The sequence below is a fragment of the Hymenobacter siberiensis genome (genome assembly GCF_018967865.2).
GTDB classification, from domain to species: Bacteria; Bacteroidota; Bacteroidia; order Cytophagales; family Hymenobacteraceae; genus Hymenobacter; species Hymenobacter siberiensis.
In genome coordinates this window covers 1,334,877-1,360,735 of sequence record NZ_JAHLZY020000001.1, presented here as the reverse complement: position 1 = coordinate 1,360,735, position 25,859 = coordinate 1,334,877, and the positions used below count along the sequence as shown (strand labels likewise).

The 25,859-nt window shown below is 60.1% G+C and carries 19 protein-coding genes and 2 tRNA genes; 12 read left to right on the top strand and 9 right to left on the bottom strand.

The window, feature by feature from the left end; genetic code table 11:
* Position 1: 1 nt before the first annotated feature.
* Entirely contained in the window at positions 2 to 1,054 is a 1,053-nt protein-coding gene (locus tag KQ659_RS05980) for an aldose epimerase family protein (RefSeq protein ID WP_216689751.1), read from the bottom strand.
* A 656-nt stretch (positions 1,055 to 1,710) separates the two neighbouring features.
* Here KQ659_RS05980 and KQ659_RS05975 point away from each other — a divergent pair.
* The 3 genes from KQ659_RS05975 to KQ659_RS05965 all read left to right on the top strand — a co-directional run bounded on the left by KQ659_RS05975 (position 1,711) and on the right by KQ659_RS05965 (position 3,871).
* Positions 1,711 to 2,943: an isocitrate dehydrogenase (NADP(+)) gene (locus KQ659_RS05975; RefSeq protein WP_216689753.1), complete on the top strand. Its 1,233-nt coding sequence runs from the start codon at positions 1,711 to 1,713 to the stop codon at positions 2,941 to 2,943.
* A 408-nt stretch (positions 2,944 to 3,351) separates the two neighbouring features.
* Positions 3,352 to 3,507 carry a hypothetical protein gene (locus tag KQ659_RS05970; RefSeq protein ID WP_216689754.1) on the top strand — a complete coding sequence of 52 codons (156 nt, stop codon included), beginning with the start codon at positions 3,352 to 3,354 and terminating at the stop codon, positions 3,505 to 3,507.
* 64 nt (positions 3,508 to 3,571) lie between these two features.
* Positions 3,572 to 3,871, top strand: coding sequence for a transposase (locus tag KQ659_RS05965; RefSeq protein ID WP_226929859.1), 300 nt, complete (start codon positions 3,572 to 3,574; stop codon positions 3,869 to 3,871).
* 208 nt (positions 3,872 to 4,079) lie between these two features.
* On the opposite strand, the gene KQ659_RS05960 is transcribed toward KQ659_RS05965, so the two are convergent.
* From KQ659_RS05960 to mltG, 6 genes are all read right to left on the bottom strand, one after another.
* Positions 4,080 to 4,562, bottom strand: coding sequence for a hypothetical protein (locus KQ659_RS05960; protein WP_216689756.1), 483 nt, complete (start codon positions 4,560 to 4,562; stop codon positions 4,080 to 4,082).
* Positions 4,563 to 4,704: 142 nt separating this feature from the next.
* Positions 4,705 to 4,789 (bottom strand) — tRNA-Ser (locus KQ659_RS05955).
* A gap of 74 nt (positions 4,790 to 4,863) precedes the next feature.
* Positions 4,864 to 4,950: transfer RNA gene (locus KQ659_RS05950), tRNA-Ser, on the bottom strand.
* 112 nt (positions 4,951 to 5,062) lie between these two features.
* On the bottom strand, positions 5,063 to 6,043 hold the full coding sequence (locus KQ659_RS05945) for a YihY/virulence factor BrkB family protein (RefSeq protein ID WP_226915632.1): 981 nt from the start codon (positions 6,041 to 6,043) through the stop codon (positions 5,063 to 5,065).
* An 85-nt stretch (positions 6,044 to 6,128) separates the two neighbouring features.
* Complete coding sequence (locus KQ659_RS05940) at positions 6,129 to 6,620, bottom strand: acyl-CoA thioesterase (RefSeq protein ID WP_216689760.1); 492 nt, start codon at positions 6,618 to 6,620, stop codon at positions 6,129 to 6,131.
* A gap of 130 nt (positions 6,621 to 6,750) precedes the next feature.
* Positions 6,751 to 7,833, bottom strand: coding sequence for an endolytic transglycosylase MltG (mltG, locus tag KQ659_RS05935; protein ID WP_216689762.1), 1,083 nt, complete (start codon positions 7,831 to 7,833; stop codon positions 6,751 to 6,753).
* A gap of 205 nt (positions 7,834 to 8,038) precedes the next feature.
* On the opposite strand from mltG, the gene KQ659_RS05930 reads away from it, so the two are divergent.
* Positions 8,039 to 8,671: an L-threonylcarbamoyladenylate synthase gene (locus KQ659_RS05930; protein WP_216689763.1), complete on the top strand. Its 633-nt coding sequence runs from the start codon at positions 8,039 to 8,041 to the stop codon at positions 8,669 to 8,671.
* A gap of 176 nt (positions 8,672 to 8,847) precedes the next feature.
* Here the strand turns inward: KQ659_RS05930 and KQ659_RS05925 are convergent, their stop codons facing one another.
* Positions 8,848 to 9,774: a lysophospholipid acyltransferase family protein gene (locus KQ659_RS05925; RefSeq protein WP_226929858.1), complete on the bottom strand. Its 927-nt coding sequence runs from the start codon at positions 9,772 to 9,774 to the stop codon at positions 8,848 to 8,850.
* A 2-nt stretch (positions 9,775 to 9,776) separates the two neighbouring features.
* The gene (locus KQ659_RS05920) at positions 9,777 to 10,646 is read right to left on the bottom strand and encodes a hypothetical protein (protein ID WP_216689764.1); all 870 of its coding nucleotides are present in this window, start codon (positions 10,644 to 10,646) and stop codon (positions 9,777 to 9,779) included.
* Positions 10,647 to 10,813: 167 nt separating this feature from the next.
* Here KQ659_RS05920 and KQ659_RS05915 point away from each other — a divergent pair, with 167 nt between their 5' ends.
* The 8 genes from KQ659_RS05915 to KQ659_RS05880 all read left to right on the top strand — a co-directional run bounded on the left by KQ659_RS05915 (position 10,814) and on the right by KQ659_RS05880 (position 25,781).
* Positions 10,814 to 11,230, top strand: coding sequence for a hypothetical protein (locus KQ659_RS05915; protein ID WP_216689766.1), 417 nt, complete (start codon positions 10,814 to 10,816; stop codon positions 11,228 to 11,230).
* 148 nt (positions 11,231 to 11,378) lie between these two features.
* Positions 11,379 to 15,965 carry a CusA/CzcA family heavy metal efflux RND transporter gene (locus KQ659_RS05910; RefSeq protein ID WP_216689769.1) on the top strand — a complete coding sequence of 1,529 codons (4,587 nt, stop codon included), beginning with the start codon at positions 11,379 to 11,381 and terminating at the stop codon, positions 15,963 to 15,965.
* Positions 15,966 to 16,115: 150 nt separating this feature from the next.
* A complete protein-coding gene (locus tag KQ659_RS05905) occupies positions 16,116 to 17,300 on the top strand; it encodes an efflux RND transporter periplasmic adaptor subunit (protein ID WP_216689771.1) in 1,185 nt (394 codons plus the stop codon).
* A gap of 72 nt (positions 17,301 to 17,372) precedes the next feature.
* Positions 17,373 to 18,143, top strand: a complete 771-nt coding sequence (locus KQ659_RS05900) for a WbqC family protein (protein ID WP_226929855.1) — start codon at positions 17,373 to 17,375, stop codon at positions 18,141 to 18,143.
* Between the two features lie 186 nt (positions 18,144 to 18,329).
* Entirely contained in the window at positions 18,330 to 20,945 is a 2,616-nt protein-coding gene (locus KQ659_RS05895; protein WP_216689773.1) for an ATP-dependent Clp protease ATP-binding subunit, read from the top strand.
* Between the two features lie 106 nt (positions 20,946 to 21,051).
* A complete protein-coding gene (locus tag KQ659_RS05890) occupies positions 21,052 to 21,708 on the top strand; it encodes a Uma2 family endonuclease (RefSeq protein WP_216689775.1) in 657 nt (218 codons plus the stop codon).
* A gap of 220 nt (positions 21,709 to 21,928) precedes the next feature.
* Entirely contained in the window at positions 21,929 to 24,073 is a 2,145-nt protein-coding gene (locus KQ659_RS05885) for a S9 family peptidase (protein WP_226915635.1), read from the top strand.
* Positions 24,074 to 24,212: 139 nt separating this feature from the next.
* The gene (locus tag KQ659_RS05880; RefSeq protein WP_216689777.1) at positions 24,213 to 25,781 is read left to right on the top strand and encodes an acyl-CoA carboxylase subunit beta; all 1,569 of its coding nucleotides are present in this window, start codon (positions 24,213 to 24,215) and stop codon (positions 25,779 to 25,781) included.
* Positions 25,782 to 25,859 lie beyond the last annotated feature (78 nt).

Genomic DNA, 25,859 nt, shown 5'->3' with positions numbered 1-25,859 from the left:
ATTACCCCCGCACCCCAAACGTATAGGTGCTGGTGGTGCGGTAAGTTTCGCCCGGCTTCAGTATGGTGTTCGGGAAACCGGGCTGGTTGGGCGAATCGGGGAAGTGCTGGGTTTCGAGACAGAAGCCCGCGTGCAGGCCGTACACGGTGCCGCCCTTGCCGGTCAGGCTGCCATCGAGGAAGTTGCCGGTGTAGAGCTGCACACCGGGCTGGTCGGTGGTCACCGCCAGGGTGCGGCCCGAGGCGGGCTCGTACACGGTGGCGGCGGGGTGCTGGCCGGTTTCAGCGTTCAGCACCCAGTTGTGGTCGTAGCCGCCGGGCACCTGCGCAATGCGCCCCCCAATGGCGTGGGGCGTGGTAAAATCGAAGGGCGTGCCCTGCACCGGGCGCAGCTCGCCGGTCGGTATCAGGTCGGCATCTACCACGGTGTAGCGGTTGGCGGGCAGGGTCAGCTCGTGCTGCATAATGTCCGGGCTCACGCCCGCGCTCAGGTTGAAATAAGCGTGATTGGTGAGGTTGATGGGCGTGGCGTGGTCGGTGGTGGCGGTGTAGGCAATGCGCAGGGCATTGGTATCGGTGAGGGTATAAACCACGGTAATGCGGAGGTTGCCGGGGTAGCCTTCTTCGCCGGCTTTGCTCAGGTAGTGCAGGGTCAGAGTGGGGCCATCGGGCGAGGTGCCGGGAGTGGCGTCCCATATTTTCTGGTCGTAGCCCACCTGGCCGCCGTGCAGCGAGTTGGGGCCGTTGTTCACGCTCACCTGGTAGGCTTGGCCGGCAATGGTGAATTTGCCGCCCGCAATGCGGTTGCCGTAGCGGCCGATGAGCGCGCCAATGTAAGGATTGGCCGCATGGAACGCCGGGCTCTGGTAATCGCGCACGCCATCGAAACCGAGCACCATATCGCCCAGCTTGCCGTGCCGGTCGGGCATCAGCAGGCCCACGAGGGTGCCGCCGTAGTTGGTGATGGCGGCGGCGGCCCCCTGCTTATTGGTGAGGGTGAAGAGCTGGACTTCGGTGCCGTCGAGGGCGGTACCGAAAGAGGCGGAGGCAGGCATAGACATAGCTTTGGTTGGAAGGATGATGGCAGTGGCCGAAGCCAATCGGCGGGGCAGGTAATATTACGGCCAGCGGCCGGGAACCATGGATTTCAGCCGCGGAATAGGAAACACGAGTCGGCAGGGCTAAAAAAGCCGCGGCCTCAGCGCGCCTGTCCCCCACTGGCCGGGTAGGCTTGCGGGTGCATGCTTGTGCAAGCGCAACAGCCGGCGGGCATTTTGCAAGCCTGCACAATCGTTTGTGAGAAATATTCGCAAATATGCTGGAAGATTCGCTGACTCGGCGCGGCGTACCAGGGCTGCGCCACCATTCCCTGCGCCACCATTCCCTGCGCAACCGATTCTCCCGGGCTTCTGGCAGGGGCCTTGCCCAGCCAGTCGGCTACCATACACCCAGTTAGCCAGCATGTTGCGCCGGGCAAGGCAACAGTAATCCGGCCACCTGGTGCTACCCGGCAAAAAATTGCTTCCGGCCTGTAACCTGGTTTCTGCCTGGGCTGCCTATTTTTAGCCTCCTATTGGTTAAGATTATCTGAATAGCTGGCACCGCTGGTGCTGCCTCTGCGCAACGCCAAAGTTGTTACCCGGCATTCCACACCTATCGTAACCCATTGTTTATCAACATTTCACCATTTCCACCTTTATCCCGTAGCGGAATGACCAAAATTAAAGTAGCCAACCCCATAGTAGAGCTCGACGGCGACGAGATGACGCGCATCATCTGGAAATTCATCAAAGACAAGCTGATTCTGCCCTACCTGGAGCTCGACATCAAGTACTACGACCTTGGCATTGAGTACCGCGACGAAACCAACGACCAAGTCACCATCGACTCGGCCAATGCCATCAAGCAGTACGGCGTGGGCATCAAGTGCGCCACCATCACCCCCGACGAGGAGCGCGTGGCCGAGTTCGGCCTGACGCAGATGTGGAAATCGCCCAACGGCACCATTCGCAACATCCTGGACGGCACCGTTTTCCGCGAGCCAATTGTAATGAGCAACGTGCCCCGCCTGGTACCCAACTGGACGGCCCCCATCTGCATTGGCCGCCACGCTTTCGGCGACCAGTACCGCGCCACCGATTTCGTAACCAAGGGCAAGGGCAAGCTCACCGTCACCTTCCAGCCCGAGGATGGCGGCGAAACCCAGTCGTTTGAAGTGTACAACTTCAAGGGCGACGGCGTGGCCCTGGCCATGTACAACACCGACGAAAGCATCCGGGGCTTTGCCCACGCCTGCTTCAACCAGGCCCTGAGCAAGGGCTGGCCGCTGTACCTGAGCACCAAAAACACCATCCTGAAGAAGTACGATGGCCGCTTCAAGGACATTTTCCAGGAGATTTACGAGCAGGACTATCTCGCTAAGTTTAAGGAAGCCGGCATCACCTATGAGCACCGCCTGATTGACGACATGGTGGCCTCGGCCCTGAAATGGCACGGCAACTTTGTGTGGGCCTGCAAAAACTACGACGGCGACGTGCAGAGCGACACCGTGGCCCAGGGCTTCGGCTCGCTCGGCCTGATGACCTCCGTGCTCATCACCCCCGATGGTACCGTGATGGAGGCCGAAGCTGCCCACGGCACCGTGACGCGCCACTACCGCGACCACCAGAAGGGCAAGCCCACCAGCACCAACCCCATCGCCAGCATCTTCGCCTGGACGCGCGGCCTGGAGTTCCGCGGCAAACTCGACGGCAACCAGGAGCTCATCGACTTCTGCCACGCCCTGGAAGCCGTGTGCATCGAAACCGTGGAAAGCGGCAAGATGACCAAGGACCTCGCCGTCTGCATCCACGGCAACAAGGTGGAGCACGGCCGCGACTACCTCTACACCGAGGAATTCCTGGCCGCGCTGGACGAAAACCTGAAAGTGAAGCTGGCTAAGTAGTTTTTCCGGATACTTCACAAAAAAATCCCCGCCTGTCCGGCGGGGATTTTTTTGTGAGCAGTAGCTGCGAAGCGGTGCTTCGCAAACGTTCGCATCATTGCATTCAGTAGATTTGCGAAGCACCGCTTCGCAACTATCTTACTTAGAGCAGTTTCGAAGATATTGTACGTGCTTTAGCTTTAGGCATATATTCGGAAATGAAAGCATATTCACAAGATTTGCGGGAACGCGTGGCGGCGGCATGCGCCGAGCCGGGGGCCAAAACAGACCAGGTCGCGGCTCGTTTTTACGTGTCCCTATCGTTCACCGACAAGCTCTTGCGCCGCCAACGCACGAGCGGCTCGGTGGCCGAGTTGCCCCGTCATCCCGGCCCGGTCCCGCGCCTGGACGCGGCGGACGACGAGCGCCTTGCTGGCCTGCCTGCGGGCGCAACCCGATGCCACGCTGGCCGAAATCGGGCAGGCGCTGGTGGCGGCCGGCGGCCCCTCGTTGCAGCGCACGGCCGTGTGGCAGGCCGTGGAACGCCTGGGCTGGGGACGCAAAAAAAAGCGTCCACGCCGCTGAACGCGATACCGCGCGCGTCGTCGCCTTGCGCCGCTTGTTTATCGAAGCCATCCAGGAAGAAGAGGTGACTCGTTTTGTCTTCGTGGATGAGACGAGCACGAACCTGACCTATTGCCGCCGCTACGGCCGGGCCCCAACCGGCCAGCGTCTGGGCCAGGCCGTGCCGCTGCACGGCGGTCCGAACGGGACGCTCATCGCCACCCTCACCCCTGAGGGCCTCGGGGCGCTGCTCACCGTCGAGGGAACCGTTAATGGCGACGTGTTTGGGCGCGGGTATTTATCGTGGTCGTGGTCGAAAGCAGGAGCGGCCGAGGCAGCAGTTGAAACGAATAGCAGGCCGGTGGCGAGGAGCGAAAGCAGGTAGGATTTCATAACGAAGAGGAAGTTGAAGAGTGAATGGAGATTGTGACGCATCTGTATCTCCAAATGCAAGGCCTGTGCCAGTGCCGGAAATCACCCAAAACCTCTTTTTTCACCAATCAATTACCCTCCAATATCTTACCCCTAAAATACGCTGCGAAACCGTCGACCAAGCCGCCAACTCTCCCGACCAACTTCCCCGGCGCCTCGCCTCAGAACCCGCCCAACAGGCCCGCGATTCCTTTAATGTTGAGCCGGGCAAACTTCTGAACCCGCCCAAACCGGTCGGTGGTCTGCGCCAGGTCCTCGTCGGCGGGCTGGCGCGTGAGCACCTGCGTGTGCAGCCGTTCAAAAATGCTCGTGGCAATGTCCATGTAGCCCAGCAGCAGCAGGTAGAGCTGCTTCTTCTCATCCTCGGCGTAGCCCTTGAGGCGAATGGCTTTGACGAGGGTATCGAGCTGCGTGGTTTCGTCGGTGAACAGGTCGCGCAGGGCGCGGCGCTGCTGCTCGTACTCCTGTAGCTGCTCCTCGCTGGCCGCCGAGGTGGCAAAGGGGAACGTATCGGTGAAAGCCACGGCCCTGGCAAACGCGGTTTCGGCCGCGTACACCGTGGCCAGGTGCTTCTGGAGGCTGGTCCATAGCCCGGTGCGGGCTTTGTCGAAAGCGCTGGGGCTGGCCGGTTCGGTACCGTTCATCGGGAGGGTTGCGGGAATAGTAAGGAGCGGCAAAGGTACTCCGGCCTGCCGGGCTGGTGGCTACGGCGCAACGGGCGCGGCCACCGCTAAGGCAAAAAATCAAAAACCCCGTTTCCAGCTTGGAAACGGGGTTTATAGGATGTAGAGAGCGAGGGATTCGAACCCCCGGACCTGTTACAGTCAGCGGTTTTCAAGACCGCCGCAATCGACCACTCTGCCAGCTCTCTGGGTCAGTTACTCGTGCGCTGTGGTTGGTAAAGCAACAAAAAAGGCTTTTTCCAGCGTAGAAAAAGCCTTTTTGTAGAGAAGGGGGGATTCGAACCCCCGATACCGTTGCCGGTATAACGGTTTTCGAAACCGTCGCATTCGACCACTCTGCCACCTCTCTATAAGGACCCCGAGTGATTGGGGAGTGCAAAAGTAGAAAGGAATGCGGAATGGAGAAGTAGGATTGAAGAATTTTTCTTAAAATTTCTGCTATCATCCTCAAAACCAATTCCTCATTTTTCGTTTTTCATTTTCAATTGCTCTTCCAGCATCTTGCGGCGGCGACCGGTCACAGCATCCATACTCACGTTCACTTCAAACCCGATAATCAGGGTCATGCATACAAATTCGAGCCAGACCATGAAGCCCACCAACGCCCCGATGGAACCGTAGAAATGGTTGTAGGAGTCGAAAATGCGAACGTAGAGCGTGAATAAAAAAGACACCAGAAAGATGAGCAGCGTGGCCACAATGGCCCCGGCCGACACCAGCGGCCACTTGTCGTGCACGGGCGGCACGAAGTAGTAAATCACGCAGGTAGTGCTCAGAAACAGCCCCAGCAGCGAGCCGTAGCGGATGAGGGTGAGCACCAAATCGGTGAATCGCTCGGGCACGACTTCATAGAACACCAGCCCATCGATGAGATAGGTACCAAAGAAGATGCCCGCAATAGAAAGCAGCAGTATCAGGGCCAGCCCAAACGTCAGGGCGGTGGCAATCATGCGCTTGCGCAGGTAGCTGCGGTGCTTAAACCACGGGTATTTTTTCTCGAAGGCATCGAGCAGGGCCATGATGCCGTTGGAGCTGAGCACCAGCGCCGTGCCGAAGCCGAAGGAGAGCAGGCCGCCGTGCGGGATGTTCACGATGTCCTCGATGGTGCTGGCCGTGGCCGCGTACAGCTCGCGGGGCATGAAATCGGCCAGAAACTGGAGGATGTCCACGCTCAGGTTCGGCACGGGAATGTACGGAATGAGCGTGAACAGGAAGATGATAGTGGGGAATAAGGCCACCGTGAGGTTGAAGGCCATGTAGGCGGCGCGCTTCTCCAGCGAGTCGAGCCGCAGCTCGTGCAGGATGCGGTCGAGCAAGTCGTAGAGGGAGGCCTGGCCGCCGGGCAGCCGCAGCCGCTTCAGGCCCACAATCATCCGCCGGTAGGGCCGTTGCTGGCGCACATCGGGGAAGCGGGCACGACGAATGGCGGCGGGGGCTTTCAAAGGCAGGGTTAAATTTTGAGAGTTGAGGTTTGAGTGGCTCGGCGGGTTGAGAAATTTAACCCTTAACATTCAAAGCTCAACCCTTTCATTTACGAAACGCCGCCGGGGCAGGCGCATCGGGCGGAATGGCCCCGGGCGTGGGCAGCACGGGGCTATCGAACTCATCTTCGCTAAAGTACGGCAGCAGGCGTTCCTGAATGTTGGCGGGCATGGCCACGGGCCGGCCGGTAGTGGTTTTCACAAATACCATGAGCGTGTGACCCTCGGTGAGCAGTTGGCCGGCCTCGTTGTAAATTTCATACTCGAACAGCACGCGGGCACCTTCGGGCGGCTGGCGCAGCAGCAGGCGCACGGTCAGGAGGTCGTCGTAGCGGGCGGGGCGGCGGAATTTGGTACGCAGCTCCCCCACCGGCATGCCCACGCCATCGGCCTCCATGTCTTTGTAATTAATGCCAAGCTTGCGGAATGCCTCGGTGCGGGCCACTTCAAAATACGCCGCGTAGTTGCCGTGATAGACGTAGCCCATCTGGTCGGTTTCGGCGTAGCGCACGCGGATTTGGATATCGGAGGTGTACATACGGAAAGAATCAGAACGTCATGCAGAGCGCAGCGAAGCATCTTGCCCGCCACCACTAATAAATCGTAAAAGCGTCATGGATTAGTAACTGCGGGCAAGATGCTAAGCTCTGCATGACGTTCTATGGCAACTATTTGATACCCGCCCGATTCAGCGCCGCCTGGTATCTCCGGGCGTTGGCAATGTGCTCCGTTTCATTCGGCGCAAAAGCGTGGTAGCCGCTGAAATCCTCCTTGGCGCAGAAATACAAGTAGTTGTTGCTCTCCGGCTTCAGCACGGCGTCGATGCTGGCGATGCTGGGCAGGTTGATGGGGCCGGGCGGCAGGCCAGCGTACTTGTAGGTGTTGTAGGGCGAGTCCTTTTGTAGGTGCACGTTGAGCACGCGCTTAATGGTGAAGTCGCGGTTGGCATACACCACGGTGGGGTCGGCCTGCAGCTTTATGCCTTTTTTCAGGCGGTTGAGGTACACGCCGGCAATGCGGGGGCGCTCGTCGGCGTGCTGCTGCTGCTCGGCCTCCACGATGCTGGCCAGGATGCTCACCTGGGCGCGGGTGAGATGGAGCTTTTCGCGTTCGGCGTCGCGGGCGGGGGTCCAGAACTTCTCGTACTCCTTCTTCATGCGCTGCATGAGATTGGTAGCCGAAGTGTTCCAATACAGCTCGTAGGTGTTGGGGATGAACATACTGAGCACCGTGGTGGTGTCGAAACCCAGGCTGCGGGTGTAGCTCGGGCTGGCCAGCAGCGAGTCGATGGTGGCGGGACGAGCGTCAATCTGGGTCGAGAGCTTGTCGGCCAGCTCACGGCGCAGGCGCACGTTAGTGAACGTGAGCTTGAGCGGCGACTGAATTCCGGCTTTCAGTACATTGATGAGCTGCCGGTTGGTGAAACCATCCTTGAGCTCGTAGCGGCCGGGCTTCACGTGCTGCGGGTATTTCATGAGCTTGGCTACGAAGTGCAGCGAGAGCTTATCGACCACGGTGCCGGTGGCGTCGATTGTCTTCAGGGCTGCCTGCCAGTCGTCGCCGCGATGCACGATGACGTAGGTGGGTTTACCCCTGGTTTCGATGTTGGCGGTGAAGAACACCTGGTAGAAATAATAAGAGAAGCAGACCAGCGCGAGCGTGAAAACAACACTCACGGCGCCCCAGCGCTTGCGGCGTTTGAGGGCGTCGTCGCGGCGTTCGAGGATGGACTTTTGAGCGGGTTGGGCCATGGGAGTTGAAAAGAGAATCGGGGGAGCGGCGCCAAAAGTACGAAGCCCCGCAACCGGAAGGCACGGGCGGTGGTTGAGTTGTTTCATTTCGGCTAGGCGTAGTACCTTGCCCGCGCCTTTGGTCTGGCAGGTTGCCCACCGCCGAAGGCCGCGGCCGCTACGCCGCCGCATTACGTCTCTAATTTATTACTCATCAGCCGTATCCATGCCCGCCACCCTTCTCCGCATCCACCCCGACAATCCGCCGCAAAGCCGCATTCAGCAAGCCGTTGACGTATTGCGCAAAGGGGGAGTCATTATTTACCCCACCGATACGGTCTATGGAATCGGTTGCGACGTGACCAATGCCAAAGCTGTAGAAAAAGTTTGCCGCATCAAAAAGCTCTTCCCCGAAAAGGCCAACCTGAGCTTCATCTGCTACGACCTGTCGCACATTTCTGACTACGCCCACGGCATCACCACGGAGACGTACAAAGTCATTAAAAAAGCCCTGCCCGGCCCGTTCACCTTCATTTTTGAGGCCAGCGCCAACGCCCCCCGCTTCGGCGGCACCAAGCGCAAAACCGTGGGCATCCGCGTGCCGGACAATCAGATTATCCGCCAGCTGGTGAAGGAGCTCGGCAACCCCATCGTGAGTACCTCGGTGCGCGAGGACGAAAACACCATCGACGAGTACGTAACCGACCCGGACCTGATTTTCGAGAAATACCGAAACCTGGTCGACCTCGTCATCGACGGCGGCTTCGGCAACAACGTGCCCAGCACCATCATCGACTGCACCAACGACGACTTCGAGCTCATCCGCCAGGGCGCGGGCGATATTGAGCAGTATTTGTAGGCGTCAACCTCACCGCCCGACGTTCACCTCACCCCCTGCCCCGCTCTCCTGCGGAGAGGAGGAACCGGATTGGCTTCTGACAAATTTTTCCAAAAAAAGGGTCCAACGCAGTGCGTTGGACCCTTTTTGTTTTTGTCTACCCGAACCGGTGTCCCCTCTCCGCAGCCCGGCAGGGGTCAGGGGGTGAGGTTTCGCTTATGCTTCCAGCGCCGGTGCGTCCACAGATACTGCTCGGGCGAAGCCCGCATATCCGTTTCCAGTTGCCGGGCGAAGGCTTCGGTGACGGGAAACGTGCCGACGGGTGCCTCCTTTACGGCCCGACCATCAGGCAGCTCGGTGAAGGTGACTTCGTAATATCCGCGCCGCACGCGGCGGATGCCCACGTAGAGCACGGCGCAGTCGAGCTGCACGGCCAGGCGGTCGGCGCTGGTGTAGAAGCTGGTGTCCTGGTTCAGGAACTGGGTCCAGTAGGGCCGGTCTTCGGGGCCAGCGGCCTGGTCAGTGAGCAGGCTAAGGGTGCGGCCCTCGCTCCGGTGCGCCACCAGGTAGCGCAGCGTGGCCAGCATGGGCACGGCATCGGCCCCGAAACGGGTGCGCAGGCGACGCATCAGCGTTTCGAAAAACAGGTTGTTGAGCGGCTTATACACGCCGGCAGCCCGGCCGGGAAACTCCAGCGCCGCGCCGTTCAGAATCCACTCCCAGTTGCCCATGTGCGAGCCCAACGAAAGCACCAGCCGGTTTTCGGCAAAATGATTCGTCATCAGCTCCGGGTTGGTGAAGCGCATGCGCCGGGCCAGTTCCTCCCGTGAAATGGCGGCCAGCTTCAGAATCTCGACCACCACCTGCGCAAAATGCCGGTAAAATGCCTTGCCGGTGCGCTCAATTTCGGCCGGGCTTTTCTCCGGGAACGAGTTGCGCAGGTTTTCCGTGACCACGCGCCAGCGGTAGCGCACCACGTAAGCCAGCAGGAAATAAATAGCTTCGGCAAATACGTACAGCACCGCCAGCGGCAGGTGCGCCAGACCCAGCAGCAGCCACCACAGCGGCTCGAAGTACCAGGCGTAGGGCCGGCCGGTGGTGGCGGGAGTTCCTTTGGTGGCCATGCTTAACGGGGCACGGCGGCCCCGGCGGGCGCGAATTCGGCGGCGGAGTGCTCGCCGATGACGCGGTGGCCGGCCAGCAGCTTTTTGTTGCCGGGGCCGCCGTACACTTCCACAAACAGGGTGAACGGGCCATCGGGCAGCGGCCCCATGGGCAACTGCCCGGCGACGCTGGTGGGGCGGCCTGATTGGGGCGTGAGGGTGGCGTCGGCGTCGGCGGCTGAGCCGTCGGGGGTGGTGAGGTGGTAGTGCACGCGCAGGGCCTGGCCCACGGGCGCATTATGCAATTCGGTGTAGAAGAACACGTTATCAGCCCCCCGGCCGTAGCTGCCACCAGGCGCACGAGTGAGGCGGTAGCCGCCCCGGGCGAAATTATCATCGCCCCCGCTGCGGGCGGCGGGGCGCGAGAGCAGCACCACATCAGTCAGAAACGGACCGGTGGGCGCTTCCAGCACCAGCGGCTTTTCCACGACGGTTTCGCTACCGGTGCTGCGGTATTGGTCTTTCAAGGTGCCGCGCAGGGTGTATTTGCCATCGGGCAGCAGGATGCGCTTGAGGAAGCTCTGCGGGTTTTTGATGGCAATAGTAGTATCGGTGAGCACCGGCGGCTTCAGGGTGATGACTTCGTGATAGGCGGAGGAGCCGTCGGCTTTCAAAATATCGAGCGTGACGAGAGCCGACGACTGAAACGCCTTGGGAGCCCGCTGCCGGTACATGAGCGACTGCGTGGGCACGGTTACGTAGATTTCCACTTCAGCCCCTTTCTCCACCTTATTCAGGTTGCGAAAGCGGGCCACGTCGAGCAGCAGCAGCGGCGGGCCGGCCTGGGCGGCCAGCGCGGCGAGGACAATAAGGCAGGTCAGCAGGTAGCGCATGGAGCAAAAGTACGGTGGGAGATGGGAGGGTATCCGGAATGTGCCAAGACATCTGCAGAACCGTGCCGTTCTTTGTACGTTCCTCCCATTAGCTGCCACGACTTAAGATTAACTTAATTTGCCGGTTGCGGCAAACTTTCGCCCGGTCCGGCCGTTTCTCCCCCGATATGCGCGCACCACTTGCCTTCTTTCTGGGAATACTGATGCTGCTGGGCAGCTTCGTGCCCGAGAATGATTTGGGCGAGCTGGCCAAGCTGCCGCAGCTGGTCGAGCATTACCAATACCACCACTCGGCGGCGGGCGGCGGGCTGAATTTCGGCCAGTTCATTGCCGAGCATTACGGCGCGGGCACCAAGCATTATGCCGGCTGTACGCTCTCGCCGCGCCACCAGCAGGACCACCACAATCTGCCCCTGCGCTGCCACCACGGCTGCGTCACGCTCAGTTTTGTGGTAGCTCCCGTTACCCGGCTGGTATTTGCGACCCGGCCCGAAACGGCCGTTGCGCCGGCCTATCGCGCTGCAGCCGCGCCGCGCTACGCCTTCACTTTCGGCAGCTTGCTGGGCCAGCCGCCCCGAGCCTAGCCCAGCCGCGCCCCCGGACGCAGTGTGCCCGTGCCTAAATCGGCTCCGGCTCCGAATTTCGGTCCCCTCCCCTCTCTTATTGGATTTTTAGCGCCTTCCGGGCCGGCCACTGGCTGCGTCTGGACGACGCGACCTTGCACCGTATCGCATGATTTCGGCAATTGTTAATTTCAGCATTCGTAATAAGCTGCTGGTGGCCCTCATGCTGGCTGGGCTGGTAGCCTGGGGCGTGTTTTCGGCGGCTAGCCTGCCGCTCGATGCCATTCCGGATGTTACCAACAACCAAGTCCAGGTTATCACTCAAAGCCCCGCGCTGGCGGCGCAGGAAGTGGAGCAGCTCATCACCGTGCCGCTCGAACTACAGCTGCGCACCATCCCGGGCGTCACGGAAATCCGGTCTATTTCCCGCTTCGGGCTGTCGGTGATTACCGTGGTGTTTGAGGAAGACGTGGACACCTACCACACCCGGCAGCTGGTAGCCGAGAAGCTCAAAGTGGCCGAGGCCGACCTCGGGCAGGGCATTGGCTCGCCGGGCATGGCCCCCATCACCACCGGCCTGGGCGAGATTTATCAGTACACCATCAAAGTTAAAAAAGGCTACGAGAAACAGTATGGCCTGGCCCAGCTGCGCGAGGTGCAGGACTGGCTGGTTAAGCGCCGCCTGGCCGGCGTGAACGGCGTGGTGGACGTGAGCAGCTTCGGCGGCTACGTGCGGCAGTACGAGGTGAGCGTGGACCCGGCCCGCCTGGCCGGAGCGGGGGTGAGCATGGCCGAACTCTACGAAGCCCTGCAGGCCAACAATGGCAACGCCGGCGGCAGCTACCTGGAGCGCGGCCCCCGGGCGTTTTTCATTCGGGGCGAGGGGCGGGCCACGTCGTTGCAGGACATCGGCAACATTGTGGTGAAGCCCGTGGCTACTGCTGGTAAAGGGGGCGCGCCGTTGCTGGTGCGCGACGTAGCGGCCGTGCGCTTCGGCCACGCCGTGCGCTACGGGGCCATGGACCGCGACGGCCTGGGCGAAACCGTGGGTGGCGTGGTGCTCATGCTGAAAGGCGCCAGCTCCGAAGTGACCATTAAAAACGTGAAGGCACGGGTGGCTGAAATTCAGCAATCAATGCCCAAAGGCCTCGAAATAGAGCCCTTCCTCGACCGCACCAAGCTGGTGGACAAGGCCATTCACACCGTGGTGAAGAACCTGATTGAGGGCGGCGTGATTGTGGTGCTGGTGCTGCTGCTGCTGCTCGGCAACCTGCGGGCCGGGCTGGTGGTGGCGGGCATGATTCCGCTCTGTATGCTCTTCGCGCTGGGCATGATGCGGACCTTCGGCGTATCGGCTAATTTAATGAGCCTGGGGGCCTTGGACTTTGGTCTCATCGTGGACGGGGCCGTGATTATCGTGGAAGCCGTCATTGCTCACCTGTTGCACGAGCGCCTCAAAGCCGCCCACGAAACCATGGACGACATCACCGAGGGCGTGACCAACAGGCTCATGCGCTCGGCCCTGTTTGGCCAGCTCATCATCCTGATTGTGTACCTGCCCATCCTCTCGCTCACGGGCGTGGAGGGCAAGATGTTCCGCCCCATGGCGCTCACTGTGAGCTTCGCCATTCTGGGCGCCATGATTATGTGCCTGACCTACGTGCCGGCCGTCACGGCCTGGGCCCTAAAGAAGAATATCAGCGAAAAACCCAACCTGGCCGACCGCATTGTGGGCTTTCTGCACAAGCTGTACGACCCTATTATTCGGGCGGCGCTGGGGGTGCGCTGGCTGGTGGTGGGCGTGGCCCTGGGGCTGCTGATGCTGGGCGGCTTCGTTTTTTCGCGGTTGGGCGGTGAGTTTATTCCGCAGCTCGACGAGGGCGATTTTGCGATGAACGTGACGCTGGCCCCGGGCTCATCTCTGGAAGAAAGCATCCTGCTCACAAGCCGGATTCAGCGCATTCTGAAGAGCAAATTCCCGGAAGTCATTCAGATTGTGGGCAAAATCGGTACCTCGGAAATCCCTACCGACCCCATGTCGCTGGAAGACTCCGACCAGATGATTATCCTGAAAGACCACGCCGACTGGACCAGCGCCAGCACCCGCGAGGAGCTGGCCAACAAGATGCAGGCCGCCCTGGCCGGCGTGCCGGGCGTGAGCCTGGAGTTTCAGCAGCCCATTCAGATGCGATTCAACGAGTTGATTTCGGGCGTGAAGTCGGACGTGTCGGTAAAGATTTACGGCGACGACCTCGACATCCTGAAAGCCAAGGCCGACGAGGCTGCCGCGCTCATTGCCCCGCTGCAAGGAGTGGGCGACATTAAGGTGGAGCAAATCATCGGCCTGCCCCAGCTGCGCGTGACCTACGACCGCGCCAAGCTGGCCCAGTACGGCCTGCGCGTGCGGGACCTGAACACGCTGCTGCAAACTGCTTTTGCGGGCCAGACCACCGGCCAGGTATACGAAGGCGAGCGCCGCTTCGACCTCGTGCTGCGCCTCGATTCGCTGCACCGCCGCGGCCCCGACGACCTCAACCAACTCCTGGTGTCGCTGCCCGGCGGCAGCCAGATTCCCCTCAGCGCCGTGGCCACCGTGGCCCTGAAACCAGCCCCGGCCCAAATCTCCCGCGACGACGCCCGCCGCCGCGTCAACATCGGCGTGAACGTGCGGGGCCGCGACGTGCAGAGCCTGGTGCAGGACATCCAGGGCAAGCTGAAAAGTGGCCTGCGCCTGCCCGCCGGCTACAGCATTGTGTACGGGGGCCAGTTTGAGAACCTGAACCACGCCAAGGCCCGCCTGGCCGTGGCCGTGCCGGTGTCACTAGTCCTGATTTTCATGCTCTTATTCCTGGCTTTCCGCTCGGTGAAGGAGGCGTTGCTGATTTTTACGGGTATTCCGCTGGCGGCCATTGGCGGCGTGCTGGCGCTGGGCATTCGGGGAATGCCGTTCAGTATCTCGGCCGGCGTGGGCTTTATCGCCCTGTTTGGCGTAGCTGTTTTGAACGGCATCGTACTGGTAGCCAGCCTCAACGAGCTGGCCACGGCCGGCGTGCACAAAGTACGCGAGCGGGTGCTGCGCGCCACTGAGGAGCGGTTCCGGCCGGTGCTGCTCACGGCGGCGGTAGCCTCGCTGGGCTTCCTGCCCATGGCACTGTCCGGCTCGGCCGGCGCGGAAGTGCAAAAGCCATTGGCCACCGTAGTTATCGGCGGGCTGATTACAGCCACGTTGCTCACACTGGTAGTGCTGCCGGTGCTCTACACCTTTTTTATGAAAGACGAGGAGCCCAGCCCCGAAGTAGCCGCTGAAGAAGCGGAGGAGGCAAAAATCAAAGAAGAAACCGGCGGCGAGCCCGCCGCTGCAACTGATGAAAAGTCGGATTCGCCGGAAGGCAAATCGAAGCCGGCCAACCAACCCAAAACCGAAGCTGAGCGCGTGGCCCAAGAAAAAGCAGAACTGGAAAAGAAAAAAGCCGAAGCCTCAAAACCAGCTAACCCTGATTCCAAAGATGCTGGCACGGCAGGAGCAACAGGTGTTTCGGCAGTGGTCTTGCTGCTGGTAGCCCTGACCGCCCTGCTGCCCGCTACTGCCCGCGCCCAAAAAGCGCCGACCGATGCGCCGCTCAGCATCTCGCAAGCGCTGAATACCGGCCTGGCGCAGAACCCGCTGGTGCAGTCGACCAACCTACAGGCCCAGCAGCAGGCGGCGCTGACCCGCACCGGCTACGACCTGCCCCGCCTGGTGTTCGACTACCAGTTCGGCCAGATTTCGGGCCCGCTCAACGACCATAGCTTCAACGTGCTGCAGCAGTCGGCTTTCCCTACCATTTACGGAGCCCAGCGCCAGGTGCTGCAAACCACGGCCGAGGTCGGCACCATCCGTGCCCGCGCCCAGCGCCGGGAGCTGAGCCGCAGCATCCGCTCGGGCTACTATAACCTGCTGGTGACCTACCGCCTCGCGGCCCTGCTACGCCGGCAGGACAGCCTGTACCAACGCGCCGCCCGCGCCGCCCGCATCCGCTACCAGGTGGGCGAAACCAACCGGCTGGCGCAGGTGTCGGCCGAGGCCCGCGCCCGCGAGCTGCAAAACCGCCTCGCCACCCTGCGCTCCGAGCTGCTGGTGCAGCGCCGCCAGCTAGCCCTGCTGCTGGGCCAGCCCAATCTGGCCAGCATCGACACCACCGCCAGCCCCCGCGCCGTGCTGCTGGCCGCCGACACGGCCTCTCTCACGCCCGCCGTCAACCCCACGCTGGCCCTTTATCAGCAGCAGCTCACCCTCAGCCAGCAGCAAAGCCACCTCGAAAAGCTCCGCCGCCTGCCCGACCTGCGCGCCGGCTACTTCAACCAGACCATTAATAAAGAGCGGGGCTTCAGCGTGGCTCAGGCCGGCATTGCGGTGCCGCTGCTGGGCGGAGCCCAACGTGCCCGCATCGCCGCCGCTAAAATCGGCGAGGAAGCCGCCCAGGTGCAGCTGGCTTATGCCAACACGCAATTCAGCACCCAGCTCAGCACCCTACGCCAGCAGCTGGCCCGCGCCCAGGCCTCACTGCTTTATTACGAGAACTACGGGCTGCCACAAGCCCGCCTTATCCTCGACACGGCCGAAAAGAGCTTCCGCGCCGGCGATATCGAGTACGTGGAATACGTGGTGAACACCCAGCCCGCCTGGCAGATTCAGGAGGCCTATTTCGAGCAGTTGCGCCAATATAATGAGCTGGTGGCCAACATTCAGGCCCTGGCCGGGACTGATGCGCCTTGATTTAGTTGACAGACAAAAAGAACGTCATGCTGAGCGCAGCCGAAGCATCTCGCGTGCAGCAGCAATCAAGATTATGGCAACGATGCGAGCGAGATGCTTCGGCTGCGCTCAGCATGACTGTTCCGATAAACTCATAAAGAAACCCCTCCCATGAAATTCCTCCCCTACGCCGCCCTCCTCCCCTTCCTCATCGCCTGCGGCAGCAAAGCCGACGAAGCCGCCGACAAGCCCGCCCCGCCCCCCTCCCGGGCCCCCAACGAAGTTTTCCTCAGCAAAATCCAGATGCAGGCGGCCGGTATTGAGCTCGGCACCTTCACCCGGCGCGACCTCGGCACCGAGGTGCAGGCCACGGGCCAGATTGACGTGCCGCCCAGCCACCGCGTATCCGTCACGGCCATTATGGGCGGCTACGTGCAGCAGTTGCCCGTGCTGCCCGGCCAGTTTGTGAAGCGCGGCAGCGTGCTCGCCACCCTGCGCAGCCCCGACTACCTCAAGCTACAGCAGGACTACCTCCAGAGCCAGGCCCGCATCGTATTTCTCCAACAGGAAACCAGCCGCCAACAAATCCTCAACGACGAGGATGTGGGCGCGCGGCGCAAGCTGCAGCAGGCTGCTTCCGAGCTGCGCACCGAGCAGGCCGCCGCTGGCAGCCTTGCCGCCCAGCTCCGCCTCATTGGTCTGAACCCGGGGCGCATCACCCCGGGCAACATCCGGCCTAGCGTGCCGCTCATCGCGCCCATTGGCGGCTATGTGAAGGCCGTACTGGTGAACCCCGGCCAGTTCGTCAACCCACAGGATGTGCTGATTGAGTTGGTCGACCGCTCCGATTTGCACCTTGAGCTGAAAGTTTTTGAGCGCGATATCGCCAAAGTGAAAGTGAACCAGGACATTCTCTTCACCGTGCCGGCCCAGGGCGCGGGAACCCGGCCCCTGCCCGCCACCGTCTTCCTCGTGGGCAAAGCCTTCGACGACGATGGCCACACGGTGAGCGTGCACGCCCACCTGCACGACACCGGCCCCGATGCCGCCGCCGCCGCCACCCTGCTGCCCGGCCAATACGTCAGTGCCCGCATCATCACCGGCCGCACGCCCCAGCGCACCCTGCCCGAAGATGCCCTCGTGCCCGGCGGCGAAGTCAGCTACGCTTATTACCAGGTAAAATCCGATACCAAGGGCAGCACGTTCCGCCGCTTCAGCCTCCGGCCCGGCGCCACCGACCAGGGCCAGGTAGCCGTGCGCCCGCTGGATAAGCTGGCCGATACTACGCACCTGGTAGTTAAGGGTGCTTATTTTTTGGATGCTGAACGGAGCAAAGGCCAAAGCGGCGACGAGTAAAAGCAACGTCAGCAAATAGAACGTCATGCCGAGCGTAGCCGAGGCATCTCGCGGGCAGCAGTAACTCAATCGATGGATTTCTCCCCCCTGCGAGATGCCTCAGCTACGCTCGGCATGACGTTCTTTTACATTATCCAAGCCCTCCTGCCGCCGCCCGAACGCCCCATGATATTCCTCACCGAGCTCCACTACCACCCGCCCGCCGCCCTTTTCGCGGCCCTCATGCACGCCGATGGCATCCTCATCGAAGCCCACGAGCACTACCGCAAGCAAACCTACCGCAACCGCTGCCTTATTCGCACGGCGCAGGGAGTGAAGCCCCTTACCGTGCCCGTGCTCGACGGCAACCGGGCCGAAAAGGTCAGCGTTTCGGCCATCGAAATCGACTACCGCCAGAACTGGATTCACCAGCACTGGCGCACACTCCAAACCGCTTACGGCAACAGCCCGTATTTTGAATATTACGCCGACTATCTGCACGATATTTACGTAAGCAAACCAGCGTTGCTTTTCGACTTAAACCAGCGGTTTTTGCGTTTATTGCTGAAGTGCTTCCGCATTACCCTACCCCTGCACCTCACCACTGAGTACCACGCCTACTACCCTGCGCAGCTTTCTTCCGAGAATGCTGCGCTTGCTACTCCTTCGCTTATCGCCGACCGGCGCGACTGGCTGACACCCAAAGCCGCCATCAAAACACCCGAACCTGACACTCCGGCAGTCTCCGGGCTGGTGCAGCCCTATCCGCAGGTGTTTGGCCCAGGTTTTGAGCCCAACCTGAGTGTGCTGGACTTGCTGTTTTCGCAGGGCCCGGCCGCCGGCAGTTTTTTTAATGTGCGGTAAGCTTTAGCTTGTCGGCCGACGTAAGACGCATCGACGCCCTTATTTTCCACGGCAAGTTAAAGCTTACCGCACATTGCCCGAACCTTCGCCCGAACCGGCTTGTTTGTAAGCCATACCGGCCCAACCCGTACATCGTGTTACTCACCCGACGCGGGGCTTATTTGATTTTTCACTACGTTTATTGGCATGGAAGCTAAATTCTCAAACCGCGTCAAGGAGGTGATTTCCCTCAGCCGGGAGGAAGCCATCCGTCTCGGCCACGATTACATCGGCACCGAGCACCTACTGCTCGGCATGATTCGCGAGGCCGAAGGTACCGCCCTCGGCCTGCTGCGCAAGCTGGGCGTAAGCATCGACGAGCTAAAATTCTCGCTCGAACAGGCTACGCGCAACACTGCTACGCAGGGCACCAGCATCACCGGCTCGATTCCGCTCACCAAGCAGACCGAGAAGGTGCTGAAAATCACCTACCTGGAAGCCAAGATTTTCAAGTCGGAAATCATTGGCACTGAACACCTCCTGTTGTCCATCCTACGGGACGAAGACAACATTTCTTCCCAAATTCTCAGCAAATTCAACGTGAACTACGAAACTGTGCGCGACTCGCTGGATTACCATGGTAACGCCGGCGCTGCCCCGCAAAACCGCACGCCCGATACGGACGACGACGATAACGACAAACTCTTTGGCTCGTCGGGTCCCGGCGGACGTGGTGCCGGTACCGGCGCTGGCGCAGGAGCCAAAAAGCCCGGCGAAAAATCGCGCACTCCGGTGCTCGATAACTTCGGCCGCGACCTCACCAAGATGGCCGAGGACGACAAACTCGACCCCATTGTGGGCCGCGAAAAGGAAATTGAGCGCGTAGCCCAAATCCTGAGCCGCCGCAAAAAGAACAACCCCATCCTCATTGGTGAGCCCGGCGTGGGCAAAACGGCCATTGCCGAAGGCCTCGCCCTGCGCATCATCCAGAAAAAGGTAAGCCGTGTGCTTTTCAACAAGCGCGTAGTGACCCTCGATTTGGCTTCGCTGGTGGCCGGCACCAAGTACCGTGGCCAGTTCGAAGAGCGCATGAAGGCCGTGATGAACGAGTTGGAGAAGTCGCCCGACGTGATTCTGTTCATTGACGAGCTCCACACCATCGTGGGGGCCGGCGGTGCTTCGGGCTCGCTCGATGCTTCTAACATGTTCAAGCCAGCCCTGGCTCGGGGCGAGATTCAATGCATTGGCGCTACCACGCTGGACGAGTACCGCCAGTACATCGAGAAGGATGGTGCCCTGGCCCGTCGTTTCCAGATGGTGATGGTGGACCCCACCACGCCCGAGGAAACCATCGAAATCCTGCACAACATCAAGGACAAATATCAGGACCACCACCACGTGGTGTACACCGATAAGGCCATTGAGCAGTGCGTGCTTTTGTCGGACCGCTACATGTCCGACCGTTTCCTGCCGGACAAGGCCATTGACATTCTCGATGAAGCCGGCGCCCGTGTGCACATCAACAACATTGTGGTGCCTGAGGATATTCTCACGCTCGAAGAGCAGATTGAGAACATCAAAGGCGAGAAAAACCGCGTGGTGAAATCGCAGAAATACGAGGAAGCCGCCAAGCTCCGCGACACCGAGAAGAAACTTCTGGACCAACTCGAAACGGCCAAAAAGTCGTGGGAAGAGGAAACCAAGAAGACGCGCTACACGGTGAAAGAGGAGAACGTGGCCGAGGTTATCGCCATGATGACCGGCATCCCCGTTTCGCGCGTGGCCCAGAACGAGAGCCAGAAGCTCCTCAATATGAACGAGGAGCTGCAGGGCAAAGTAATCGGTCAGGACAAAGCCATCAAGCAGTTGGTGAAAGCCATCCAGCGCACCCGCGTTGGCTTGAAGGACCCCAAGAAGCCCATCGGCTCATTCGTGTTCCTCGGCCCGACGGGCGTAGGTAAGACGGAGCTGGCCAAGGTGCTGGCTACTTACCTCTTCGACAAAGAAGATGCGCTGGTGCGCGTGGATATGTCGGAGTACATGGAGAAATTCAGCGTATCGCGCCTGGTGGGCGCGCCTCCCGGCTACGTGGGCTACGAAGAGGGCGGCCAGCTGACGGAAAAAATCCGCCGAAAGCCGTACTCGGTTATCCTGCTCGATGAAATCGAAAAGGCCCACCCGGACGTGTATAACCTACTCCTGCAGGTGCTGGACGACGGTATTCTGACCGACGGCCTCGGCCGCAAGGTGGACTTCCGCAACACCATCATCATCATGACCTCGAACATTGGGGCGCGTGACTTGCAGGACTTCGGTGCCGGCATCGGCTTCGGCACGAAAGCTCGTCAGGACAACATGGACGAGCTGACCAAGGGCACCATCACCAACGCTCTGAAGAAGACGTTCTCGCCCGAATTCCTCAACCGTTTGGATGACGTCATCGTCTTCAATTCACTGGACAAAAAGGATATCCACAAAATCATCGATATCAGCCTGGCCAAGCTCCTCTCGCGGGTGCAGTCCCTGGGCTACCGTGTCGAATTGACCGAAGCGGCCAAGGATTTTGTATCGGATAAAGGCTACGATCCGAAATACGGTGCTCGTCCGCTGAACCGTGCCATCCAGAAGTACATCGAAGACCCGATTGCCGAGGAAATCCTCAAGGCTCAGGTGGTACACGGCGATGTTATCACCGCCGACTACACCGAAGGTGCCGAAGAGCTGGTTTTCTCCGTTACCAAGAGCGGCGAGGTCCAGAACCTCGCCAGCGACGAGCGCCCGGCCGACAAGCCGGAAACGCCCGACGCGGACGCGAAGAAGTAAGCCAGTAGCACATGCCTTAGCCTGTGCCCGTTAGCAGAAGCCGGTTCCAGTAATGGGGCCGGCTTTTTTCGCTTATTTTTACCACACATCCTCTAGCATAGTATTCATGTCTGCTGCCCGTTCGCAACCTGAACCACCCGTTGTTCCTCCCAAAACCTGGTACAGCCCGGAAGAGTACCTCGCCTTCGATAACGCCGCTGAGGGCCGGTTTGAGTACGCCGATGGCCGGATTACGCCCGTCGGCGCGCCGGAGATAGTCAACGTGCTCGACCCGACTTTTCGGGCGGGGGCAAGCCCCGCGCATTATGAATTATCGCGCGTAGTGAGTGGCTTACTATTCAATCGTCTGCCGGCTTCCTGCCGGGCGTATTCCAGCGATGCCCGCGTGTATATTCCCATCACCCGCGCCTACGCATACCCTGATGTCGTTATCGTATGCGGCAAGCCGGAATATCACGACCCGGATGCGGCCCTGCCGTCGCTGCTAAACCCAAGGGTGCTCATTGAAATTCTCTCCGATTCTACTGCCGATTATGACCGGATTGACAAATTTATGCGCTACCGCAGTATTGAGTCGCTGCAGGAATACGTGCTGATTGACCCGCGCACGGTGACCGTGGAGTTGTTTACGCGCCAGGAATCAGGCGGCTGGAACTACTCGCCAGCCAATGATTTACAGGAAAAGCTGACGCTGGCCAGCGTAGGTTGCACCCTGGCTCTGGCCGAACTTTACGCCGGGCTGTTGCCGACAGTTGCAGCGTAGTAGCCACTGCCGGCGGCTTGGGTCCAGCAGCAGTTGTTTGGGCCAACTCATTTCTCAGCAAGACATCTTTAAATATTCGTGCAGCAATAATTGTACGCCCCGGTCGGACCGAAAGGCCCTACTCGCATACGACAACTCCCACATGCATAATTCATGTAAAAATATCGTAGTATACAAGTTACTTTCGGGCCCTCTTTTTCAATTAATCTTTCTTTCTGTGATGAATTTTGTACAACGTGCTGCGCTAGCTGGGGCTGGCATTGCCCTTACCAGCGGCGCAATGGCGCAATCGGCCCCGGTGGCCCCCATTAAGCCCAAGGTATTTACCGATTTCGGTATTAACCGCACCGATAACTACTACTGGCTGAACCAGCCCACCGACCCGGCCGTCCTCAAATACCTGGGCGCGGAGAATAGCTACTACGACCAGCAAATGGCTGGTACCAAGGGAAACCAGAAGAAGCTGGCCCTGGAAATTAAAAACCGCATTAAGCAGGAAGACGCCTCGGAACCGTACCGCGACAACGGCTACTACTATTACTCGCGCTACGAGTTTGCGTCGGAATACCCGGTGTACTGCCGCAAGAAAGGCAGCGTTATCAATCCGGAGGAAATTCTGCTGAATGGGGATGAGATGGGCACTGGCCAGACCTACTTCCAGATTGGCGACTGGGCCGTGAGCGACAACAACCAGTTGCTGGCCTTTTCGGTGGATACCGTGAGCCGCCGCCTCTATACGCTGCGGTTTAAGAACCTCGCCACTGGCAAAAACTACCCCGAGCGCATTGCCAACACCGGCGGCGAGGTAGTGTGGGCGGCCGATAACAAGACGGTTTTTTACACCAAAAAGAACGTGACCACGCTGCTGCCCTATCAGGTGTACCGGCACGTGTTGGGTACCGACCCCAAGGCCGATGCGCTGGTTTATGAGGAGCGCGACAACACGTTTAACGTACACGTAAACCGCTCAAAATCGCGGAAATACATCGGCATTGAGCTGGCCAGCTCGCTGTCGTCGGAATTCCGCTACGTAGACGCCAACTTGCCTACCGAACAGCCCAAGGTATTTCAGCGCCGCGAGAAAGACCACCTCTACCAGGTTGAGCACTTGGGAGATAAGTTCTACATTCGCACCAACTGGCAGGCCCCCAACTACCGCCTGATGACCACGCCCGTGGCCACCACCGGCAAAGCCACCTGGACCGATGCGCTGACCCGGCACCCCGAAATCTTTCTCGATAATTTCGAGCTATTCAAGGAGTATCTGGTGCTCAATGAGCGCAAGGGCGGCCTGCGCCAGCTGCGCGTAGTGAGCCTGAAAGACAAGCAGGAGCATTATCTGCCGTTTGAGGAGCCCGCCTACACCGCCACCATTGGTGTGAACCGGGAGCTGGACACGCCCGTGCTGCGCTACAATTATACCTCGTTCACCACGCCGCCGTCCATTTTTGAGTACGACATGGGCACTCGCACCAGCACACTACTTAAGGAGCAGCCGGTGCTGGGCAACTACAATAAGTTCGACTACGTGACTGAGCGCATATTCGTAAAATCGCGCGATAACAAGTTCATTCCCATGTCTATCGTGTACAAGAAGGGCACGAAGCTGGACGGGACCGCGCCACTACTGCAGTACGCCTACGGCTCCTACGGCATCTCGCAGGACCCCACCTTCAGCGCCGCCCGGCTGAGCTTGCTGAACCGGGGCTTCGTGTACGCGCTGTGCAACATTCGCGGGGGCCAGGAAATGGGCCGGCAGTGGTTTGAGGATGGCCGCATGCTCCACAAAATCAACAGCTTCACCGATTTTATCGACTGCTCGCTCTACCTCACTACGCCGCAGGTTGCTACCACAGGAACGGCCAAAGGCAAGCAGCAATTCACCGCCACCGACAAGCTTTTTGCCATGGGCGGCAGCGCTGGCGGCCTGCTCATGGGCGCAGTGCTGAACATGCGGCCTGACCTCTACAAGGGCGTCATCGCGGCCGTGCCATTCGTGGATGTGGTCACGACGATGTCGGACCCCAGCATCCCGCTCACTACCGGCGAGTACGACCAGTGGGGCAACCCCGCCGAAGAGGATTATTTTAAATACATGCTCTCGTACTCGCCCTACGACAACGTGAAGCGCCAGGCCTATCCCAATATCCTTGTAACCACCGGCTTGCACGATTCGCAGGTGCAGTATTACGAGCCGGCTAAGTGGGTAGCCAAGCTCCGCGCCATGAAAACCGACAAGAACCTGCTGCTGCTGCACACCGACATGGCGGCAGGCCACGGCGGGGCGTCGGGCCGCTTCAAGTCGATTGACGACACGGCGCGGCAATACGCATTTATGATGATGTTGCTGGGGAAGAATTTGTAGACCTGCTGAAGTAAAAGAACGTCATGCCGAGCGCAGCCGAGGCATGACGTTCTTTTTGTGAGTTCCGTAATCTAGCCATAACCTACCTTTGGGACCCAACTCCCGCGCAATCATCCCACCCGCGCGCTAACCCCTGCTCATGCCCGACCCGCACGCCCACGCCCACCTCTCCAAAACCGAATTGCTGGCCCGCAAAAACGAAGAAGCCCTCCTCGGCGGCGGCCAGGCCCGCATCGATGCTCAACATAAAAAAGGCAAGCTGACCGCCCGCGAACGGGTTGATTTGCTGATGGACGAGGGCTCCTTCGAGGAAATCGGCAAGTTCGTCATGCACCGCTCCAAGGACTTTGGGCTGGATAAGGAGCACTACCTCGGCGATGGCGTGATAACGGGCTACGGCACCGTGAACGGCCGCCTGGTGTACGTTTTCTCGCAGGATTTCACGGTATTTGGTGGCTCGCTGAGCGAAACGCACGCCGAAAAAATCGTGAAAATCATGGACCTCGCCATGAAGAATGGTGCGCCCGTGATTGGCCTCAACGACTCGGGCGGGGCGCGCATTCAGGAGGGCGTGGTGAGCCTCGGTGGCTACGCCGACATCTTCTACAAGAATACGTTGGCCAGCGGCGTGGTGCCGCAGCTTTCGGCCATTATGGGGCCCTGCGCGGGCGGCGCGGTGTACTCGCCGGCCATTACCGACTTTATTCTGATGGTGGAGCACACGAGCTACATGTTTGTGACCGGCCCCAACGTGGTGAAAACGGTGACCCACGAAACCGTGACCAGCGAGGAGTTGGGCGGCGCCAGTACCCACTCGGCCAAGAGCGGCGTCACGCATTTTTCGTGCGCCAACGAGGTAGCGGCTATCACGCATATCAAGCAGCTGCTGAGCTACATGCCGCAGAACTGCGAGGAAACTGCCCCCGCGCAGCCTTATGAGGCTAACGGCGACGAAAGCCGCCCCGTGCTCGACAAGCTGATTCCCGACAATGCCAACCAGCCCTACGACATGCGCGAGGTGATTGAGGGTATTATCGACGCGAATTCCTTCCTCGAAGTCCATCAGAATTTTGCCGAGAATATTGTGGTGGGCTTTGCGCGGCTGGCGGGCCGCAGCATCGGCATTGTGGGCAACCAGCCGGCCGTGCTGGCCGGCGTGCTCGACATTAATGCCAGCACCAAGGCCGCCCGCTTCGTGCGCTTCTGCGATGCGTTCAACATTCCGCTGCTGGTGCTGGAAGACGTGCCCGGCTTTCTGCCCGGCACCGACCAGGAGTGGCGTGGCATCATCACCAACGGCGCCAAGCTGCTCTACGCCTTCTGCGAGGCCACCGTGCCGCGCATCACCGTGATTACCCGCAAAGCCTACGGCGGCGCCTATGACGTGATGAACAGCAAGCACATTGGGGCCGACATGAACTACGCCTGGCCCACGGCCGAAATCGCCGTAATGGGCGCGAAAGGCGCGGCCGAAATCATCTTCAAGCGCGAAATCGCGGCTGCCGAAAACCCCGAAGCCAAGCTTCAGGAAAAGGTAGACGAGTATCAGGAAAAGTTTGCCACGCCCTACCGCGCCGCCCACCGCGGCTTTGTGGACGAAGTAATTCTGCCCTCGCAGACGCGCCAGAAGCTGATTCGCGCCTTCAAGATGCTGGAAAACAAAGTTGATACCATGCCACGTAAGAAGCATGGCAACATTCCGCTGTAGAATCCCCTTCTTTGAACGTCATGCAAAGCGCAGCGAAGCATCTTTACTGCGATACTATTTAATTACTATTGCAGTAAA

What these genes read in the sequence shown, in the direction of transcription:
- KQ659_RS05975 (WP_216689753.1), top strand. Translation starts at nt 1,711, where the DNA reads ATGACCAAAATTAAAGTAGCCAACCCCATAGTAGAGCTCGACGGCGAC.
- KQ659_RS05910 (WP_216689769.1), top strand. Translation starts at nt 11,379, where the DNA reads ATGATTTCGGCAATTGTTAATTTCAGCATTCGTAATAAGCTGCTGGTG.
- KQ659_RS05895 (WP_216689773.1), top strand. Translation starts at nt 18,330, where the DNA reads ATGGAAGCTAAATTCTCAAACCGCGTCAAGGAGGTGATTTCCCTCAGC.
- KQ659_RS05925 (WP_226929858.1), bottom strand. Translation starts at nt 9,774, where the DNA reads ATGGCCACCAAAGGAACTCCCGCCACCACCGGCCGGCCCTACGCCTGG.
- mltG (WP_216689762.1), bottom strand. Translation starts at nt 7,833, where the DNA reads ATGGCCCAACCCGCTCAAAAGTCCATCCTCGAACGCCGCGACGACGCC.
- KQ659_RS05905 (WP_216689771.1), top strand. Translation starts at nt 16,116, where the DNA reads ATGAAATTCCTCCCCTACGCCGCCCTCCTCCCCTTCCTCATCGCCTGC.
- KQ659_RS05890 (WP_216689775.1), top strand. Translation starts at nt 21,052, where the DNA reads ATGTCTGCTGCCCGTTCGCAACCTGAACCACCCGTTGTTCCTCCCAAA.
- KQ659_RS05915 (WP_216689766.1), top strand. Translation starts at nt 10,814, where the DNA reads ATGCGCGCACCACTTGCCTTCTTTCTGGGAATACTGATGCTGCTGGGC.
- KQ659_RS05920 (WP_216689764.1), bottom strand. Translation starts at nt 10,646, where the DNA reads ATGCGCTACCTGCTGACCTGCCTTATTGTCCTCGCCGCGCTGGCCGCC.
- KQ659_RS05885 (WP_226915635.1), top strand. Translation starts at nt 21,929, where the DNA reads ATGAATTTTGTACAACGTGCTGCGCTAGCTGGGGCTGGCATTGCCCTT.
- KQ659_RS05980 (WP_216689751.1), bottom strand. Translation starts at nt 1,054, where the DNA reads ATGCCTGCCTCCGCCTCTTTCGGTACCGCCCTCGACGGCACCGAAGTC.
- KQ659_RS05960 (WP_216689756.1), bottom strand. Translation starts at nt 4,562, where the DNA reads ATGAACGGTACCGAACCGGCCAGCCCCAGCGCTTTCGACAAAGCCCGC.
- KQ659_RS05880 (WP_216689777.1), top strand. Translation starts at nt 24,213, where the DNA reads ATGCCCGACCCGCACGCCCACGCCCACCTCTCCAAAACCGAATTGCTG.
- KQ659_RS05900 (WP_226929855.1), top strand. Translation starts at nt 17,373, where the DNA reads ATGGATTTCTCCCCCCTGCGAGATGCCTCAGCTACGCTCGGCATGACG.
- KQ659_RS05930 (WP_216689763.1), top strand. Translation starts at nt 8,039, where the DNA reads ATGCCCGCCACCCTTCTCCGCATCCACCCCGACAATCCGCCGCAAAGC.
- KQ659_RS05940 (WP_216689760.1), bottom strand. Translation starts at nt 6,620, where the DNA reads ATGTACACCTCCGATATCCAAATCCGCGTGCGCTACGCCGAAACCGAC.